Genomic DNA, 19,646 nt, shown 5'->3' with positions numbered 1-19,646 from the left:
ACATTACTTTATACTTATCATACATGATTCGACATTGGGATTGAATTACATATTTCGACGCGCGAGAGAGGAGAAATAGAAATGACTACAACATTTGATGAAAAACGTATTGTTAAACTGCTAAAAAGGCTTGTAGAAACACCAAGTCCGTCAGGTTATACGGAAAAAGTGATGAAGTTAATAGCAAAGGAACTTGACGAAATTGGGGTAACACATAAGAAAACAAACAAAGGGGCAATCATTGCAACGATTGAAGGAGTGGATTCAACGCGACATCGTCTGCTTACAGCGCATACCGATACACTTGGGGCGATGGTGAAAGAAGTGAAAAGCAATGGTCGCCTGAAGTTGACAATGATTGGTGGTTTCAATTGGAACGCGGTTGAAGGAGAATACTGCCTCATTCATACGGCGTCAGGGAAAGAAGTCCGAGGAACAATTCTTATGCATCAGACTACAGTTCATGTTTATAAAAACGCAGGGACTGCAGAACGAAGCGTGGAAAATATCGAAGTGCGTATTGACGAGAAAGTAACTGATGCAGCTGGAACACGTGCACTAGGTATTGAAGTGGGCGATTTTGTATCATTTGATCCTCGTTTTGAAGCGACGGACAGCGGTTTCATTAAGTCACGTCATCTTGATGATAAAGCGAGTACTGCGCTGTTGCTTGAACTGATTCGTTCATTGAAAGAAGAAGGAGTCAAACTTCCGCATACGACGCATTTCTATATTTCAAACAATGAAGAAATCGGTTATGGTGGTAACTCTAATATTCCAGTTGAGACTGTTGAGTATATCGCGGTCGATATGGGAGCGATTGGTGACGGGCAAACTTCGGACGAATATACAGTGTCGATTTGTGCCAAAGATTCAAGCGGGCCATATCATTATGCGTTGACACAACATTTGACGGGCCTTTGCAAAGAAGGGTACATTCCGTTCAAACTTGATATTTACCCGTTTTACGGTTCAGACGCATCTGCTGCAATTCGAGCGGGCTTTGACGTGAAACATGCATTATTTGGTCCAGGCATCGAATCATCACATGCATTGGAACGGACACATATCGATTCGCTAAAAGCATCAGCACAACTGCTTCACGCATATGTAACTTCAGCAATGATGGACTGAACGGAGGGGTTTAATGGAAACGGAAAAGTTACTTTCAATGTTACCTGTCAAACGGGTAGCAGGAGTGGTTCCGCCGACTGTGACGGATATCGCGATTGATTCGCGCGCGGTCAATGCAGGAGGAATTTTTGTCTGTATCGAAGGATTTACGGTAGATGGCCATAATTACGTTGGGAAAGCCGTGGACAATGGAGCAAGGGTGATTGTTGCTTCGAAGCAAGTCGATGTCGATTTGGATAAAGTCGCGGTTGTTATGGTCGAAAATACGTCACGGGCTATCAGCTTGTTGGCATCCCGTTTTTACGATTATCCATCGAAGCGGATGACAATGATTGGGGTAACGGGTACGAACGGCAAGACGAGTGTCAGTGGCATCATCCAAGCGATTCTTCAGCGGGCGGGTGAGAAATCTGCCGTTACTGGAACAATCGGTTTCGATTTAGATGGAACCCTTTATGAGACTGAGAACACGACGGCTGATGTACTGACGACACAAGGGATGATTGCCCGTGCGGTGGAAGAAGGATGTACAACAATGACGATGGAAGTATCGTCACATGGTCTAGTGGAAGGTCGTTTGGCTGGTACGGAATTTGATATCGCTGTTTTTACAAATCTAACGCATGATCATCTCGATTATCATGGGACAATGGACAATTATGGTCAGGCGAAAGGACTGTTGTTTTCTCAGCTTGGACAAGACTTGGAAAAGCGTAAATTTGCCGTTGTCAATGCAGACGATGAATGGAGCAACAAGCTACTGGAAATGACTTCTTATCCAGTTTTGACATACGGTATCCAAAATGAAGCCGTTTTTCGTGGATCGGATATTGAGCTACGGGCAAATGGTACGACATTCAGGCTTACTGCGCCCGATGGTGAATTCCGAGTTGACATGAGCCTCATTGGTGAATTCAGTGTCTATAATGCGCTCGCGGTCATCGCTACTTTGTATGCCAAAGGAATGATGACTGAAGATGTTATTAACTATCTAGGGAAGATTTCAGCCGTTAAAGGGCGTATGGAACAAGTACCGACAGAATTGCCGATTACAATGTATGTCGATTATGCGCATTCACCTGATGCTATTGAAAAAGCGATTGATGCAGTTCTTCCTTATAAGAAGGAAGGAAGTCGTCTAATATTCGTCATTGGTACGGGTGGCAACCGTGATCGGATAAAACGTCCGATTATGGCAGATAAAGCATCCGTTGCAGATTATGTAATCTTAACGACGGACGATCCGCGGGACGAGCCGTATGAATCGATACTTGCAGAGTTGGAAGCGGGTATGAAGCATAATCAGTATGCATGTATTGGTGACCGACCGGAAGCAGTGCGCCATGCGATAGCGGTTGCAGAGCGTGATGACATTATCATTTTCGCTGGTAAAGGGCATGAGGATTATCAAATTATCGGCTCTACGAAATACCCACACTCAGACGCGGAGATTGCGCTGGTAGAGGCAGAGAAGAAATTTGGTACAGGATTAGTTGGAAAATGAGTAGAGAGAGTTGTCCTGATTTTGGGATAGCTCTTTTTTTGTGGAATGGATGACATCGTGGTTTTGCTGTTGTTGAAGAGTTTTGGGAATCTGACGTTCAGTTTTACCTGTGCTTCACTAATTCCGATAAAAAATTGTTGAAATCATCCTCCAATGTGTCTATGCTAAGGAAAGCAGAGCAGAAGGAGACAATATACAATGGACAAACCAATACATGAAGAAATTGCATCCCGACGGACGTTTGCAATTATTTCTCACCCGGATGCCGGGAAAACGACAATCACAGAAAAACTACTCTATTTCGGTGGTGCAATCCGCGATGCCGGAACAGTAAAAGGTAAGAAATCAGGGAAATTCGCAACTTCTGACTGGATGGAAATTGAGAAGCAACGTGGAATTTCGGTAACATCATCCGTCATGCAATTCGATTACGATGGTAAGCGCGTTAACATCTTGGATACACCGGGACACGAAGATTTCAGTGAAGACACATATCGTACACTTATGGCCGTCGATGCGGCTGTCATGATGGTCGATTCAGCAAAAGGAATCGAGCCACAGACGATTAAATTATTCAAAGTATGCCGTATGCGTGGGATTCCAATCTTCACGTTCATTAATAAAATGGACCGTCAAGGGAAAGAACCGCTTGAACTGATGGAAGAATTGGAAGAAGTGCTTGGTATCCAGTCTTACGCGATGAACTGGCCAATTGGAATGGGTAAAGAGTTCCTTGGTATTTACGATCGTTTTAACAACCGTGTTGAACAGGTACGGGTCGACGATGACAAGCGTTTTCTTGCGATCAATGAAGACGGAGGGCTTGCAGAACCACATCCAATGATGGAAACATCATATTATAAGCAAGCACTTGAAGACGTTCTACTTCTTAACGAAGCAGGCAATGATTTTGATGAAGAGAAAATAGCAATAGGTGAACTGACACCTGTATTTTTCGGCAGTGCATTGACAAACTTTGGTGTGCAGACATTTTTGGAAACGTTTTTACAGTTTTCACCACCACCACAACCACGAATAACAAAAGATAAAACAGAAATCGATCCGTATTCGGAAGAGTTTTCAGGTTTTATCTTCAAAATTCAAGCGAATATGAATCCGATGCACCGTGATAGAATCGCATTCGTTCGTATTGTTTCAGGTGCATTCGAACGTGGAATGACTGTAACGGTTCCGCGTATTTCCAGGACATTCAAACTGACACAGACAACGCAGTTCCTTGCGGATGATCGTGAAATAGTGGAGGAAGCGGTAGCTGGTGATATTATTGGACTTCACGATACAGGTAACTACCAAATCGGGGATACAGTAATCGGTGGTAAATCAAACTTCCTATTCGATGCGTTACCACAGTTTACACCGGAACTCTTTGTTCGGGTAACAGCGAAAAACGTTATGAAGTCTAAACATTTCCATAAAGGAATTCTTCAGCTTGTGCAAGAGGGAGCAATTCAATATTACCGGACGCTCCATACTGAGGAAGTACTTTTAGGTGCAGTTGGTCAACTTCAATTTGAAGTGTTCGAGCACCGAATGAAGAATGAGTATAACGTCGAAGTGCGCATGGAGCACGTCGGTTCGAAAGTTGCGCGCTGGATTGTCAACGAAGGTGACGTCAAAGAATCGATGGCAGGGCAACGAGCAATGCTTGTAAAAGATCGCCACGACAAACGTGTATTCTTATTTGAAAACGATTTTGCAATGCGTTGGTTCCATGATAAGTATCCGGAAATCGAATTATATAGCCAATTATAATTTAAAAACCCGGCAAGACGGTCTATCCGTCCTGTCGGGTTTTCTTATCATTTACGAACAGTTGAAGGATATTAATTAAGTCCGTTACCAAAGCTTTAGGCGCTCCCGTTTGAAGTCGACACCATGTTTCATTATGATTAATGGAGTGAAGCTTTTTTAAAAGATAAGAAAATACCGATTTTTTCTACTTTGGTCGTTGTCTAGACTCCAGGCGCCAACCACTCGGAGGCTTACAGGATGTGAGTTACGCAGCGGGGAGGGATTGAACTACATACCTCCTTGTTGCGACAGGACGTCGCGTTCTTAGACTGACTTCCTTTATCACTTATGCCTGTCGGGGCTAGGCGGCGCCTTCCGCTTTTCCAATAAAGAAAGGAACGTGTCCATGAAAATTAGTGATTTTTCTATAAAAAGGCCCGTATTTACGATTGTCATTATGTTTCTTATCATCATTTTAGGGGCGGTATCATTCTTTCGTATTCCAGTGACGCTAATACCAGAATTGAACCCGCCGATTGCTGTCGTTGTGACAAGTTATCCAGGTGCATCTCCGGCAGAAGTGAGCGAGAAAATAACAAAACCACTCGAAGCGAGTCTTTCGACTGCGCCTGGATTGAAATCAATGCAATCCACCTCGCAGGAGGGCGCCAATTTCATCTTACTTATGTTTGACTGGTCAACGAAAATCGATGATGTCCAGCTCGATATTATGCAAAGGGTAGATCAAATTCCAGTCCCAGAAGGTGCCACAAAACCACGTTTTATGAAATTTGATCCGTCCCAGTTCCCGGTTATTCAATTGTCACTGCGTGCAACTGCGGATGATACAGATATCCGGAAAATTGCGGATCAGCTAGAAACTGAATTACGCCGGACGAAAGGCGTAGCAAGTGTTTCCGTTTCGGGTCAATTGATAGAAGAAGTACAAATCATTATGGATCAGAACAAACTCGTAGCGAATGGCCTTGAACAAGCCGATATCGTCAAGATGATTCAAGCAAACAATGTGTCTATGCCTGGTGAACCAATTAAAACGGTGGATGGCAAGCAACTCACAACCCGTATTGTCAGTACATTAACGACCATATCCGACATTCGGAGTATCGCGATTGGTGCGAATCCGTTAAATGGCGCTACAGTAACAATTGCAGATGTGGCGGATGTTGCACTTGTCGAAGCAGAGTCTGCCACAGAAACGCGTGCAAATGACCAGCAGGCTGTTCTGATGTCCGTGTTGCAAGAATCTGGTGCAAATACAGCGGATGTGTCGACCGCCTTCAAAGAGGCTCTTGACAATCTGTTGGAAAAAGAAGAATTCAAAGGTGTCGAGTCAGATATTTTATTTGACCAAGGGGATTATGTAAAACTCGCCATAGGAAATATTGGACAGTCGCTTATTTTAGGCGGTATTTTCGCAATGCTTGTATTGTTCTTCTTCCTGCGTGGCATAAAAAGTCCAATTATTATTGGTATTGCCATTCCATATTCGGTCATTGTGACATTTGTTCTCATGTATTTTGCTGATTTCTCGCTTAATATTATGACTCTTGGTGCGCTTGCGCTTGGTATAGGGATGCTAGTTGATAACTCGATTGTCGTCATTGAAAATATTGAACGACATCTTGCTATGGGGAAGGATCCGCAAATTGCAGCCTCTGAAGGTTCGAAGGAAATTGGCGGTGCCATTATTGCGTCAACGTTAACAACGCTTGCCGTTTTTGTCCCAGTTATTTTCATCAGCGGATTAATCGGGCAGATTTTCACGGAATTTGCCTTGACAATTTCCTTTAGTTTATTCGCATCACTCGTTGTTGCATTGACGGTTGTACCCATGATGGCGAGCCGTATGCTAAAGAAACCGACGAAAAATATAGCAGCTAGGAGACGCCGCTCAAAAGGATTGAATAACTTTGAAAGATCGGTGAAGTGGGCACTGAAACATCGTTCTGTTGTCCTGTTAACTACACTAATTGTGCTAGTGTTAAGTAGTTTTGCTTTAACTAAGGTCGGAACAGAATTCTTGCCAGCGACTGATGAGGGATTTGTCAGCATTACAGTGAAGTTACCAAACGGTTCATCTTCAGATGCGACAGATGTAGTAGTAAAACGAATTGAAGCGCAATTGAAAGATGAGCATGAGGTGGAAGTATACGTTAGTCTTGTTGGTGGAACGCAACAGGATATCGCGCAAGGTACATCTAAAGCTAATATTGCAGAAATATCCGTCAAACTTGTACCGCTTGCGGAAAGGGAACGCTCGATCTTTAAATTCGTAGATGATGTGCAACCCAAAGTATTGAAAACTGTAGGTGACGCTGCCAAAATAGGCTTCGTGATGCAGACAGCAGCGGGTTCAAGTCCGAATACGTTGACATTCTCATTGAAGGATACAGACGAAGAACGTCTGAACGAAGCAGTTACAAACTTGAACAATGAACTGGTCGAACTTGATTCCGTAACGGAAGTGACAAATAATCTTCAAAATACTGTTCAAGAAATCCAAATTGAAGTGGACCGCCAAAAAGCATCTAACAATGGACTGGCGCCTTATCAAATTGCACAAACAGTAAACAGTGTGACTCGTGGTTCATTAGCCACACAGATTATCGGAAAAAACGACGAAGTGTTCGGTGTCTATGTGAAATACGATAAGAAGTTCCGTAACAGTATGGACCAGTTGAAAAAATTGGAACTCCGTACTCCAACAGGTACATTTGTGAGACTTGGGGAAGTTGCTAAAATCGAAATTGCGGAAGGACCCGTTTCTATCCAACGAGTCGATCAAGCACACTCGGTAACATTTACTATGAAGTATGAATCGTCTCAATCACTTGGTGATATGACGGCTAAAGTGAATGATACAATTGACAGGCTTAAGTTGCCGGAAGAAATTGACCTAACATTTGGCGGTGACAGAGAGTTATTCGAAAGTGCGATTGATGATATGGTCATGGCGATACTACTAGCCGTTGTACTTGTCTACATTGTCATGGCGGCACAGTTCGAATCATTTAAATACCCATTTGTCATTATGTTCTCTGTGCCCCTTATGATCATTGGAGTAGGGCTAGGCCTCTTCCTGACAAGTACGCCAATCAGTGTCACAGCAATAATCGGGATTCTCGTCCTCGTTGGTATCGTGGTCAACAACGGGATTGTCCTGGTTGATTATATTAATCAGCGAAAAGAAGCGGGGCTCAGCTCATATGATGCTATTATTGCCTCGGCCAGGGATCGTTTACGTCCGATCCTGATGACTGCACTGACGACTATTCTTGGCTTATTACCTCTTGCGCTGGGTATTGGTGAAGGAACCGAGATGAATCAGCCGATGGGAATTGCAGTTATCGGTGGATTACTTAGTTCGACCTTGTTCACGTTGTATATTGTACCAATCATTTATAGCTTATTTGATCGACAAACGAGAAAACGTGCAGTCGAAAGTAAATAACCGTAGAGCCTCCCTTTATTGGGAGGTTCTTTTTTCTACTGTTGATAATAAAAGTTGTTAATATGTTGAGATAAAGAATCCCGTTGAATTCGCTAGGACCCCCTTCGATGAGTCTATTCAGATGTGTATTTGTCCAATATATGGTGAGCAGTCCAGCCACATCCTTTTCGGTTGTCTTGTTGTGACTATCTGTCCGCCGCGTACCTACAATGTTCAAGTGAAAAACACAATTGCTTTGGAAAATGAAAGAATAACTACCTTTCTAGAGAGGTTGCAAGTGCCCGAAGATGAAATTTCGGGCATTTCACCGCTTTTAATAAAGCAAAGATCATACAAGTAACAGAGTGAAACTATATAGAAAGTGACACTGACTTACATTTGAAAAGGAAATGCTATAAAGAAGGAGTAAGCAGCCAAAATTGCATCTTTGGCTGCCCCTTGATGGATAGGAAAGTGATTATTTACTCGTTTCCAAAGGCTTCAGCACTTAGTGCACCTGTATCTTTGGAGAGTGGCGGACGAACGGCCACCATACGATTAACGAAAAAGCTGCGTAGGGGCGCGACAAAGTCGAACCTCTACGCAGCAAGCAATCTCGCTAATTGTATAGTAGTCGCTCAGTCCAAAGCGTTCCAAAAGTACATAGGGCATCTAATGTCTTATCACAAAGTAAGTAGTCATAACTATTGCCGTGATATTAGTTTGGTACTATACAGAATATTCTCCTAATAGGATAATTCAAATGTTATACTACAATATAAGGGGGTATTATATGAGAACTCATTTTTTTACCGGCTTTCCTGGATTTATAGCTACGCAATTGATAAAAGAATTGGTACGTGTTGGAGAAGTGAGGAAGGTTTACGTAGTCGTTCAATCTAGCCAAGCTGGTCTCGCAAAGGAAAAAGCTACATCTATTATGAGAGAAATGAATGTTACTTTTCCGTTTGAAATTCTGGTCGGGGATATTACGCAACCAGGACTTGGGATGGCGCAGCAGACGATTAAAGATTTGCACGAGGAAAAGTTAACTGTGTGGCATCTCGCCGCCATATATGATCTCGCGGTAAAAGCTGAAATTGCTTGGAAGGTAAATGTTGAGGGGACGAGACAAGTTATTGAATTTGTCCGTACTCATCCTTCTATTGAGCGGTTCGTGTATTTTAGTACAGCGTATGTTGCAGGAAAACGAGAGGGTAAGTTGCTTGAAACTGAGCTGATTCGTCCGACTTCTTTTAAAAATCATTATGAAGAAACCAAATTTGAAGCGGAACTACTTGTGGAAGAACTGAAGAAGGATGCAGCCGTGACTATTATCCGACCTGGAATTGTACGAGGCCACTCGAAAACTGGGGAGACAATTAAGTTTGACGGGCCATATTTCTTTATGAATATGATCGATAAATTGCGATGGATGCCAATTATTCCTTACGTGGGGAAAACGCAGGCATGCATAAATGTTGTGCCGATTGATTATATAATCGAGGCTTCAGTGTATTTATCTAATCACATAGGAGCTACTGGTAAAACGGTTCATTTAACGGATCCTACACCGCACCCGATTGAAGAGATTTACTGCGCAATGGTCGTTGAATTGACAGGCAAAAAGCCTAAGGGAAGATTGCCGCGGCTTCTTGCAGAAAGAGGCCTTGCCTCAATCCGCTTACAGCGTAGACTAGGCGTTGAGGCGGAAACACTGGATTATATGATGTGGGATGCCATATTCGATACTACAGTTGCAGAGGAGCTACTGCAAGGAAGCGGCATACACTGTGCTGATTTCCTAGCCTCGATTCCATCCATGACAGCATTTTATGAAAAGAATAAGAAAAATAGCGATTATCATATAAAAATCGGGTAATAATATTTACTTTTTGACCAACTATGGTATAATCAAACAAAAGAACCCGAACTTAATAACTTTTGACTTTATGTCAAGGGGGAGTAGCTATAGGGAAACCTATTTCATAGTCGTCAATACATGGCTTTTGCCATCGGTTATGATAGCTGGATTTTTGCAAAACTAAAATTCCGACTTAGCGAGACCTTTGCCTTTTATTAGGTGAGGGTCTCTTTTATTTTGCAAAAAAATAGGGGGAATCGATTTGGAAGCAATATTATTGGAATACGCATGGGTACTCGTTGTACTTATCGTGCTAGAAGGATTACTGGCAGCAGATAATGCCGTTGTTATGGCGGTCATGGTCAAGCATTTACCGCGTGAACAGCAAAGGAAAGCACTTTTTTACGGTTTATTAGGAGCGTTTGTCTTCCGCTTTGCAGCTTTGTTCATGATCACGTTCCTAGTGAATATTTGGCAAATTCAAGCGCTCGGAGCAATCTACTTATTGTTCATTTCCATTAAGAATATTATGGATCAGCGAAAAGGTGAGGATACACATCCTGATGCTAAAAAACGTAAGCAGTCTGGTTTTTGGATGACTGTTGTGAAAGTCGAACTTGCGGATATCGCATTTGCGCTCGATTCGATGTTGGCGGCGGTTGCACTTGCTGTAACGTTGCCTAAGCTTGGTAACTTCGATATAGGTGGCATTAACGGTGGACAATTCATCGTCATGTTATTGGGTGGTATTATTGGCTTAGTGATCATGCGATTTGCTGCACGTCAATTCGTTGTTCTTTTGCAAAAGTTTCCTACCTTGGAAACAGCAGCATTTCTTATTGTTGGATGGGTCGGTGTCAAATTGGCTGTGCTTACACTGTCACATCCAGGCTTGGGAATCCTCGATGAAAGCTTCCCACATTCAACTTTATGGCAAGTGACATTCTGGATTGTTCTTGTTGGAATAGCGCTAAGTGGCTACTTGGCTGGGGTTAGAAATAACAAAAAGAAAGCATAATATGAAAAGCAGCCATGTGATTGCATGGCTGCTTTTCTATTTTTATCAAATTCGTCCTTTCCTTTTTCATGCGACTTCTCTAAAATAGGTACGACACCATATTATTGGTGAAAGGAACGGTGAACTGGTTGAAATTCAATCGTGAGAATTTACGCAGGTTCACACCTGCACAAGTTATAGTGTTTTATTATTTTCTGGCCATCGCCTTTTCATTACTACTGATGAATTTGCCTGGAGTATACTTGCCTGGAGTAAAGATAAGTTTCATTGACAGCTTGTTTACAGCCGTAAGTGCCGTAAGTGTTACTGGACTGGCGCCCATCAGCATCGGAAGTACTTATTCGGTTTTTGGTATTTGTATGCTTATGCTTGTTTTGCAAATTGGTGGAATTGGAATTATGTCGATAGGGACATTTTTTTGGCTCCTCGTTAAGAAGCGGATTGGTTTACGAGAAAGGCAACTAATCATGGTCGAACATAATCAATATAACCTTGCAGGACTTGTTCATCTAATCAAGGAAATCATTAAAATAATATTATTAATTGAAATCATCGGTGGGCTTATATTTACAGCTTATATTATGCGGTTTTATGATACATTTAGCGAAGCACTTCTTAACGGGATGTTCATGTCTGTATCTGCGACAACGAACGCGGGCTTTGCTATTACAGGAACGTCACTCGCGCAGTATTTCAATGATTACTTCGTTCAGACATTAACGATGATTCTAATTATCCTCGGTGCCATCGGTTTTCCGGTTCTTATCGAAGTGAAAAGTTATTTTTCAAAAAAAGTGCCTCATTTTCGTTTTTCTTTATTCACAAAAATAACGACAGCGACATTTGGATTTTTACTTGTTTTCGGGGCAGTTATGATTTTCATTTTGGAATCTATGCATTCGTTCAAAGGGATGGCATGGCATGAGAAACTATTTACGGCGTTATTCCATTCAGTGTCATCCAGATCAGGAGGACTAACAACGTATGATGTGACGAAATTTAGCGAAGCGACGGACATTTTCATCAGTTCGCTGATGTTTATAGGTGCATCGCCAAGTTCGGTAGGCGGCGGAATTCGGACGACGACATTCGCGATTGCAGTTCTGTTTCTTATAAACTTTGCTCGCGGTAATCAAGTCATTAATGTCTTTAAAAGGCAAATAAAACTGATAGATGTGTTCCGTTCTTATGCTGTTATTATTTTGGCGTTGGTGATGGTTATGACCGCACTCCTTATTCTACTTATTACAGAACCCGGTGTGCCGGTCATTGCACTGCTGTTTGAAATAACATCAGCTTTCGGGACATGTGGTATGTCACTTGGTATCACATCGGATCTTTCTGTAACTGGGAAAGTGATTATTATGTTACTAATGTTCATTGGACGGGTCGGGCTTATTTCGTTCCTCTTTACATTAGGAGGAAAAACAAAGAAATTGAAATATCATTACCCGAAAGAAAGGGTTATTATTGGTTAATAAAAAGGCTGTCCCAAGTTTAAATTGGGACAGCCTTTTTCAAAAGATAAGAAAGTATATTTTTTTGACTTAGAATAGTATCTAGCTCCAGGCGCCAGCCGCTCGGGTCATAAGCAATCCAGCTATAGCTATGTGGCAAAGAGCGCCACGTCGCTGGCTCGCTTATGCCTATCGCGTCTAGAAGGCGCCTTGCGCTTTTCCTGATTGTTCTAGGAACATAAAGAACGGGGTATCATCATGTCTGAAGACGGTGATAAGATAGCCAGCAGCCTTTTGTACAATACCGATTTCTACATCTTCAGGTTGAACAGCAATCGGTGTGATGAACGTTTGCTTACGGATATTTCGGTTATTCAAACGTAAAGAACTGAAACGTTCTCCTAATAAAGTTGGGTTTTCGAGCAATGCCTGTTCGATAGTAGAGCGTTCTTCAACTGGCATATCCTCAATCCACCAAACTTTGCGCGGTTGGAACTTATGGTGTGCAAGGTAATCAATTTTTAGTAGACTGCGTGTGATATCCATATCGGCACGTCCATCTTTCATTAGGAAGTCATTCAAGCGTATGAATAAGTCTTCCAACTGATGTCCGATTCTGGACCAACCTTGATTCTCCCAGTAGGAGCCGAATTGTTGGAAGAAATCGAATGGCGTTTCAAAGACTTCTGATACAAGATATTCCACCGTTCGCGGTAATCGGTTGTCGTTCCAATACTTTTCTAGAACATCCTCGGTCTGTTTGATTCGCAGGATATCATCAAACGTCAATACGTTATTTGAAAATATTTCATAAGGTGCTTCGTCGATAAACTGATAGCCATATTGTTCGGCTTGTATACGTAAGCCAGTTCCACGGAGTAACTTAAGGAAGCCTAGCTGCATCTCTTCTGGCCTCATTGCAAAAACCTCATTGAATGTTTTTCGGAAAGAATTATAATCTTCTTCGGGTAGGCCAGCAATCAAGTCCAAATGTTGGTCAATCTTCCCACCTTCTTTCACCATCATTACGGTACGGGAAAGTTTTTCGAAATTTTGGCGGCGCTGGACTAATTCATTTGTTAAATCGTTTGTTGATTGAACTCCAATTTCAAATCTGAATAGTCCTGCTGGCGCATTATCATTTAGAAATTGGATGACTTCAGGACGCATAATATCTCCCGTTATTTCAAACTGGAACACAGTGCCTGATACATGTTCATCAATCAAGAATTGGAACATTTCCATCGCATAGCTTCTGCTAATATTGAATGTGCGATCGACAAACTTGATTGTTTTTGCACCGTTGGCCATCAAATACCGGATATCCTCCTTAATGGCATCCCGGTTGAAATAGCGGACGCCTACTTCGATAGAGGATAGACAGAATTGACAGGAAAAAGGACAGCCGCGGCTTGTTTCAATATAGGTCACTCTTTTGCCCAGCTCGGGTATGTCCTCTGCAAATTGGAAAGGGGAAGGAAGTTCCCGTAAATCTAATTTTGGCCCAGGCGCCGTAATCTTCAGTTGTTCCCTTTCTCTATAGGCAATCCCTTGGACAGCCGCTATGTCTTCCTTCCCCGCATAGACGTCAAGTAGATGTTTAAATGTTCGTTCTCCTTCTCCGATCACAATGACATCAATTTCGGGTACACGTTCTAACCAGTAATCGTAATCGTATGTTACTTCGGGGCCACCGGCGATAATTTTCACGTCAGGTTTTACTTTTTTTAGCATACGCATCACTTTTATTGTTTCTTCAATGTTCCAAATATATAAACTAAAACCGACAACATTCGGCATTTTTTGATATAAATCTGATACAATATTCATGGTTGGATCTTTAATTGTGTACTCTGCAATGACTGGACTGTATTCTGGCATTGCATAAGTTTTTAAGCAGCGAATGGCTAAATTTGTATGGATATATTTTGCGTTTAATGTTGATAGTACAATGTTCATAGCTCTACCCCTTTTCTCTCTAACGTTATTATCAAGTCAAGCATTCATCTTATTTAGGTAAAAAGGACCATTCCTATCACACTGTAAATATGGAATAATTTGAATAAGCTTATTATTGTATGAATTTAATCTTTCTGCATGAATCAGTGTTATTTTTCATATTGTTTAAAAATGGGATGTGGAGGAATACACTTGAAATATAAAAATATAAAGGTAATGAAGCATATCACTTTTCTACTGGATGATACAATCAGACCCGGTGCCGTTTTTGATCTTGACGGCAGTCTTTTACATGTAAATAATTCTTTTTGCGATGAATTTGTCAATGATGGAGAAGAAAATATTAAAGAATTTTTCATTAATCCTACTGTTAATCATTGGGACAATGTCTTTAGTAATCTTGGGGAAACTGAGAATAAAACGTTCGAAGTGCATATTCGGCTGGTTGGAAATAGAGTAGAAATTGTTAAGATGCATCTTGAGTATTTTGATGATGTTCAACAGGTGATTGCACTATTTGATGTTCCCCAAAGTATTGTGGACAAGTCGGATAAAACCTATATACACGCTTTTCGTAATTCAGATAGCTTCATGGTTGTTATTGATCGTGATGGGATAATCTACGATGTCAATGATTTGCATACTTCCTTTTTTAACTTGCCGAAAGACTATTTTATTGGCAAAACAGTGGGAGCAATCGTTAAATTGTTTCCGGACAACTCTGAGTTAATATTTAATTATTTTAAAGACGTAAATCTGTATGGATTTGCTGAAATAACAACCAAGTATATAAGAAATGTGAATGATGTTAATTACTATCAGATAACAACACTATACGATAGCGAGTCACAAACGTACTTGGTAAGAATGAATGATCGAACAGAAGAAATGGCCATGGAAAAGCGTTTGGCCCATTCAAACTCATTATCGACGATTGGTGAACTGGCAGCAAGTATAGCGCATGAAATTAGAAATCCCATGACTACTTTGAAAGGGTTTGTCCAATTACTTAAGATTTCCGCAACTGCGGATACGATGAAATACCTTTCCGTTATTGATGAAGAAATCGATAGGATGGAGGCTATATTAAGCGAAATGCTTATCCTATCAAAGCCTGGATTGAATGAAAAAACGACATTCTCCTTGGGGGTGCTGGTTGCAGATATGATTCAGGTTGTCTATCCGAAAGCCTTGATGGATGGAATCACTATTACACAAAAAGAAAATATACTTAAAGATTCATTGATTGTCGGTGATTCTGATAAAATTAAACAAGTTCTTCTCAATCTGTTCAAAAATGCAATGGAAGCAATGACTCCTGGAGGGAATCTTTCAATTTTTGTGAATTTGGACAGCCCTGGAAAAGTTATTTTGGGGGTTTCAGATACCGGTAAAGGAATGGATAAACGTCAATTAAAGCAAGTCTTTTTGCCATTCTTCACCACCAAGTCAGACGGGTCGGGACTCGGATTACCATTTGTTTTGAAAAACATAGAAGAACATGGTGGAACGGTTATAGTTGAGAGTGAAGTCGGCATTGGAACAACCTTCATCGTAACATTTCCATCGGCATTGGGGCATGCCACGATGAAAGATACAGCTGAAAAAAGAGTGCTCTCTCTGTAAGTAAAGGTACGAAACGTCTTCTTGGTTTTTTGACATGAAGACGTGTTTGCCGTTATAATGAGGGCGACTATTGAGCGTAATTATAGAAGGGGCACTGCATTATGACAAAAGATACAGAACGGGCACTGAAATTATTTATTGTTCTTTCAAGGGCGAGTAAGGTGATTTTGGAGGAAGCGCATAAAACGAGTGAAAAGCATGGGCTTAATCCAACTGAATTCGCCGTTCTTGAATTGCTTCACCACAGGGGGAGACAGCCCATCCAGAAGATTGGGCAGAAAATCTTACTACGAAGTGGTTCGATGACTTACGTTGTCGATAAGCTTGAAAAAAGAGGGTTATTGGAACGCGTCTTTTGTGAAGAAGATAAGCGGGTGACATATATGTCGATTACTCAGGACGGCGTCAATTTAATGACATCTATCTTCCCGGAGCATGCGAATAATATCGAATCTATCATGTCCTCCCTTTCCACTGAAGAACAAGACCAGGCAATTGAATTAGTACGGAAATTGGGGCTTTCGGTAAAGAACTTATCGTAAAACGCAGTAACTCGTCATACGAGTGCTGCGTTTTTTTAGTGCGTAGTAATATATATAATACTTTACCTTTGCATGTTGAATTAAAGAATCCCATTGAATGTACTGTGGACCTCAATAATGCAAGAGCTGTTATTCGGGTTGTGGATTGTAGATCGCTTGGCGCTTTGGGGATTCCTCTCATCGTTAGCCTAGATTAGCGCTTCGCGTCCAGTCTTACGGCTTCGGCGACCCCTTTGCCGCGCCTGCGCTAGGTTATTCATTATCAAGAGAAAAGTGATTTTGGATGTATATGGAGAGATTGTAAGGTGATTACTAGTTGAACCTATATAAATTGAAATAAAGAATTCCATTGAACCGCTATGGCACTAGGGGATGCCTCCCGCCATAAGCCAGATGAGGTATTCTTTAACCTATCTGGAATAACCTCTTGACATTAACTGTATAATTTCTGCAAAGAACGCAGAAATTATACAAACCGAACTCTTCGTTGTTCGGTTGGCTACCCCTGTTAAGGCGCCTTCGCTCAGTATATATACCGGATTCAACATATATAATTATAGACAAGAAATCCGCAATCCAGGTTGCAGATTTCATCCCTAATAATGAAATGCGCTTTCTCAAATAGACCATCCACAAAGCGTCGAAGCGGTATTGGTAGCAGCTCTGTATCATTCCAAGTATCGAGACTTTTTCAGTGACTTCCCAAAAGCCCTTGTAAGCGCATACGACGTATTCATTTGTTCAACATATATATGCATTGCTTTTGAAAGGTGATATTTCCCGCTGAGACTCGAACGCTTTTGTTGCAATTAAAAAGAGTCAAATGGATAGTTATCCATTTGACTCTTGATAGTCGTCCATTATTTAGGAACTATTGTTTCAGCCATACGAAGGAATTGCTCGAAATATTCTTCTTTTGGAGAATCGTAGATTGTAAGTTTAACCACCATATTGTCACGTTCGAAAATAATTCCCGTAATAGATGCAGTTTCAGCTTTTATGGCCAGAACTTTTGCATTTTCAATGCCTTCAGCTGTAGGGATTGACTTCTCATCTAGTACTTCAATTGGCGCGCTACCATCCCCTGATGCTTCAAGTACAGCAATCATGTTTTCGGCTAAGTAGTCATATGTGCCGTCTTCCTTAGCTACCGTCTCGATGCGCATAAACACTGCTTCATTGTCTGCTGAAATTAGGCTGTCCTTACCGGGTTCTTCGCTTGATAATGAAAAGTCAGGCAGTACAGAAATAGCGTAACTTTGTTCATCGCTTTCCTTCAGGTCTGCATTTTTCATTATGTCCTCTTGAACCTCATCAACCTCATCAACTTCTGTATCCGGTTCCTTGCCTTCAGTGACTGGTTCTTTGTCTACGTTTTCAACCACATCCGCTGATCCATTTGTACTTTCTGGTTCCTTGTCGGTACTTGTACCACAAGCGGTAAGTAATAAAGTGGTCGCGATTGCTGCGTATAAAAGACTCCATCTGCTTTTCATCGTAAACCCCTCCTTGGTTAAATTTGACGTCTGAGACGCCGTAATGTTTCATTATATATAAGTTGAATAAATGAAACCTATATAAACTGAGTGAAGGCGCCTTACAAGCGATAGCCTGTTGCCGTAGCCAATTCAATGGGATTCTTTATTACAACAGATATAGAACTTAGTTTATTGAATCTTTTATAGTGTGCCTTAAAATTAGTATAACGTAAAGTCTTTTCTATTGCTGAGCATTTGAAGTTGTCGGAATATGTCGTAAGTTAAACCACTTATTATGAGAGTATTCCTGTATAATAAAAGTTAGCTATGTGTTAATCCATGGAGGGATTATCTTGGAGTGGACTTTAGAAGAAGAAATTGAATTATTACGCGAAGAGATGATGAAAGCAGCGACTGAAAAAGGACTGACTGCTGCTGAAACGATAGAATTCAGCAGAAGGCTTGATAATCTCATGGATCAATACGCAGGGCTAAAAAAAGGCTGATAACGAAGTAATAGGGTATTGCTCCTATTACTATCTTTGAAGAAGGAAGCCACTTATAGAATTGCTCAAAAAAACAAGGGAAAATATTTTGCGAACAATGTTTAATAATCAAGAAAAGAGGGGAAATTAAGATAGAACACAGCAACATTCTCATTTCCCCCTTTTGAGGGCGGATCCCTATCACAGGGTTCCGTCCTCCTTTTTTTGATCAAAAATAGAAATGAATGATGGAAAAATACAAATACTTTGGTAGGATAAAAGATAATACGATTTTCAACCTCATTCAGCTGGGGCTAAGCCCTGCCGGATGAAGGCAATTTAAGTACGCCGATGTGCATTTGATAAAGGGGGAATTGAAATGGAAGTCAAAAAGATCGCATTTCTTGGGACAGGTGTTATGGGTGTAAGCGTCGTTAACCATCTTTTAGACAGTAATTATGAAGTAGCCATATATACACGCACAAAAGAAAAGGCAAGGTCTCTAATAGATGCAGGTGCTGTTTGGATGGATACAGTTGCTGCAGCGGTGAAGGATGCGGAATTAGTTTTCACGATGCTAGGTTATCCGGGGGATGTCGAAGAAGTTTACTTTGGAGAGGGTGGTATTTTCTCAACTGGTAAGGCAGGTCAGATTCTCATTGATATGACGACTTCTAGCCCAGCACTGGCGATACGTATTGCGAATGCTGGTGCTAAGTTGCAGATGGCGACAATTGACGCACCCGTTTCTGGGGGAGACATTGGCGCGAAGAATGGGACGTTGTCAATTATGTGTGGCGGGGAAGAAGAAGTATTCAATGCCATTACACCGGTTTTAGCGGTTTTTGGAAAACAAATTGTTTATCAGGGTCTGGCAGGCTCCGGGCAGCATGCAAAAATGTGCAATCAAATTGCCATCGCGACGAATATGATTGGGGTTTGCGAAGCGCTGGTCTATGCTGAAAAAGCAGGGTTGGATCCTGAAACTGTGCTGAAGTCTATATCGACAGGTGCGGCAGGCTCATGGTCATTGTCGAATTTGGCACCGCGAATGTTAGACGGGGATTTTGAACCTGGATTTTATGTTAAGCATTTCATGAAAGATATAAACATCGCGCTGGCAGAAGCTGAAGCGATGAATCTATCACTTCCAGGTCTGCAACTTGCAAGTGAAATGTATAAGAAACTTGTTGAAAAAGGATTTAGCGACCAAGGGACACAAGTCCTATATAAAAGTTATTAATAAAGCTAAATAATTATAGAAATAAGCCGAAAATAGAAGTAAGTGTTCAATTAAATTAATTAAGTGCTATATATGTTGACCAGGTGAATACTAAGTAAACCGAGCGAAGGCACCTTACGAAGGGTAGCCGAAG

At 41.4% G+C, this 19,646-nt stretch carries 13 protein-coding genes; 11 read left to right on the top strand and 2 right to left on the bottom strand.

What is annotated here, in order from left to right:
• Positions 1–81: 81 nt before the first annotated feature.
• From MKX62_RS01465 to MKX62_RS01435, 7 genes are all read left to right on the top strand, one after another.
• Positions 82–1,134, top strand: coding sequence for a M42 family metallopeptidase (locus MKX62_RS01465; protein ID WP_338655682.1), 1,053 nt, complete (start codon positions 82–84; stop codon positions 1,132–1,134).
• 13 nt (positions 1,135–1,147) lie between these two features.
• Positions 1,148–2,638: a UDP-N-acetylmuramoyl-L-alanyl-D-glutamate--2,6-diaminopimelate ligase gene (locus MKX62_RS01460; RefSeq protein WP_340740473.1), complete on the top strand. Its 1,491-nt coding sequence runs from the start codon at positions 1,148–1,150 to the stop codon at positions 2,636–2,638.
• A gap of 198 nt (positions 2,639–2,836) precedes the next feature.
• Complete coding sequence (locus MKX62_RS01455; protein WP_067211702.1) at positions 2,837–4,411, top strand: peptide chain release factor 3; 1,575 nt, start codon at positions 2,837–2,839, stop codon at positions 4,409–4,411.
• Between the two features lie 385 nt (positions 4,412–4,796).
• On the top strand, positions 4,797–7,862 hold the full coding sequence (locus MKX62_RS01450; RefSeq protein ID WP_340740472.1) for an efflux RND transporter permease subunit: 3,066 nt from the start codon (positions 4,797–4,799) through the stop codon (positions 7,860–7,862).
• A gap of 772 nt (positions 7,863–8,634) precedes the next feature.
• On the top strand, positions 8,635–9,723 hold the full coding sequence (locus tag MKX62_RS01445) for an SDR family oxidoreductase (RefSeq protein WP_340740471.1): 1,089 nt from the start codon (positions 8,635–8,637) through the stop codon (positions 9,721–9,723).
• Between the two features lie 244 nt (positions 9,724–9,967).
• Positions 9,968–10,723: a TerC family protein gene (locus MKX62_RS01440; protein ID WP_338655694.1), complete on the top strand. Its 756-nt coding sequence runs from the start codon at positions 9,968–9,970 to the stop codon at positions 10,721–10,723.
• Positions 10,724–10,851: 128 nt separating this feature from the next.
• Complete coding sequence (locus MKX62_RS01435; protein WP_340742526.1) at positions 10,852–12,201, top strand: TrkH family potassium uptake protein; 1,350 nt, start codon at positions 10,852–10,854, stop codon at positions 12,199–12,201.
• 177 nt (positions 12,202–12,378) lie between these two features.
• On the opposite strand, the gene MKX62_RS01430 is transcribed toward MKX62_RS01435, so the two are convergent.
• Positions 12,379–14,139: a B12-binding domain-containing radical SAM protein gene (locus MKX62_RS01430; RefSeq protein ID WP_340740470.1), complete on the bottom strand. Its 1,761-nt coding sequence runs from the start codon at positions 14,137–14,139 to the stop codon at positions 12,379–12,381.
• 192 nt (positions 14,140–14,331) lie between these two features.
• Between MKX62_RS01430 and MKX62_RS01425 the strand changes: the two genes are divergently transcribed.
• Together MKX62_RS01425 and MKX62_RS01420 are read left to right on the top strand one after the other, a co-directional pair.
• A complete protein-coding gene (locus MKX62_RS01425) occupies positions 14,332–15,765 on the top strand; it encodes an ATP-binding protein (protein WP_340740469.1) in 1,434 nt (477 codons plus the stop codon).
• 98 nt (positions 15,766–15,863) lie between these two features.
• Positions 15,864–16,307, top strand: coding sequence for a MarR family winged helix-turn-helix transcriptional regulator (locus MKX62_RS01420; RefSeq protein ID WP_067211682.1), 444 nt, complete (start codon positions 15,864–15,866; stop codon positions 16,305–16,307).
• An 860-nt stretch (positions 16,308–17,167) separates the two neighbouring features.
• On the opposite strand, the gene MKX62_RS01415 is transcribed toward MKX62_RS01420, so the two are convergent.
• Entirely contained in the window at positions 17,168–17,803 is a 636-nt protein-coding gene (locus MKX62_RS01415; RefSeq protein ID WP_340740468.1) for a hypothetical protein, read from the bottom strand.
• Positions 17,804–18,138: 335 nt separating this feature from the next.
• On the opposite strand from MKX62_RS01415, the gene MKX62_RS01410 reads away from it, so the two are divergent.
• Positions 18,139–18,291 (top strand): aspartyl-phosphate phosphatase Spo0E family protein, encoded by a 153-nt coding sequence (locus MKX62_RS01410; protein ID WP_082786654.1) that lies wholly within the window; start codon positions 18,139–18,141, stop codon positions 18,289–18,291.
• Positions 18,292–18,649: 358 nt separating this feature from the next.
• Positions 18,650–19,513 (top strand): NAD(P)-dependent oxidoreductase, encoded by an 864-nt coding sequence (locus MKX62_RS01405; protein WP_338655703.1) that lies wholly within the window; start codon positions 18,650–18,652, stop codon positions 19,511–19,513.
• Positions 19,514–19,646 lie beyond the last annotated feature (133 nt).

The sequence above is a fragment of the Sporosarcina sp. FSL K6-5500 genome (genome assembly GCF_038005665.1).
Lineage (GTDB): Bacteria > Bacillota > Bacilli > Bacillales_A > Planococcaceae > Sporosarcina > Sporosarcina psychrophila.
This window is presented reverse-complemented; position numbering and strand designations above follow the sequence as displayed.

What these genes read in the sequence shown, in the direction of transcription:
- MKX62_RS01450 (WP_340740472.1), top strand. Translation starts at nt 4,797, where the DNA reads ATGAAAATTAGTGATTTTTCTATAAAAAGGCCCGTATTTACGATTGTC.
- MKX62_RS01405 (WP_338655703.1), top strand. Translation starts at nt 18,650, where the DNA reads ATGGAAGTCAAAAAGATCGCATTTCTTGGGACAGGTGTTATGGGTGTA.
- MKX62_RS01455 (WP_067211702.1), top strand. Translation starts at nt 2,837, where the DNA reads ATGGACAAACCAATACATGAAGAAATTGCATCCCGACGGACGTTTGCA.
- MKX62_RS01415 (WP_340740468.1), bottom strand. Translation starts at nt 17,803, where the DNA reads ATGAAAAGCAGATGGAGTCTTTTATACGCAGCAATCGCGACCACTTTA.
- MKX62_RS01445 (WP_340740471.1), top strand. Translation starts at nt 8,635, where the DNA reads ATGAGAACTCATTTTTTTACCGGCTTTCCTGGATTTATAGCTACGCAA.
- MKX62_RS01430 (WP_340740470.1), bottom strand. Translation starts at nt 14,139, where the DNA reads ATGAACATTGTACTATCAACATTAAACGCAAAATATATCCATACAAAT.
- MKX62_RS01460 (WP_340740473.1), top strand. Translation starts at nt 1,148, where the DNA reads ATGGAAACGGAAAAGTTACTTTCAATGTTACCTGTCAAACGGGTAGCA.
- MKX62_RS01465 (WP_338655682.1), top strand. Translation starts at nt 82, where the DNA reads ATGACTACAACATTTGATGAAAAACGTATTGTTAAACTGCTAAAAAGG.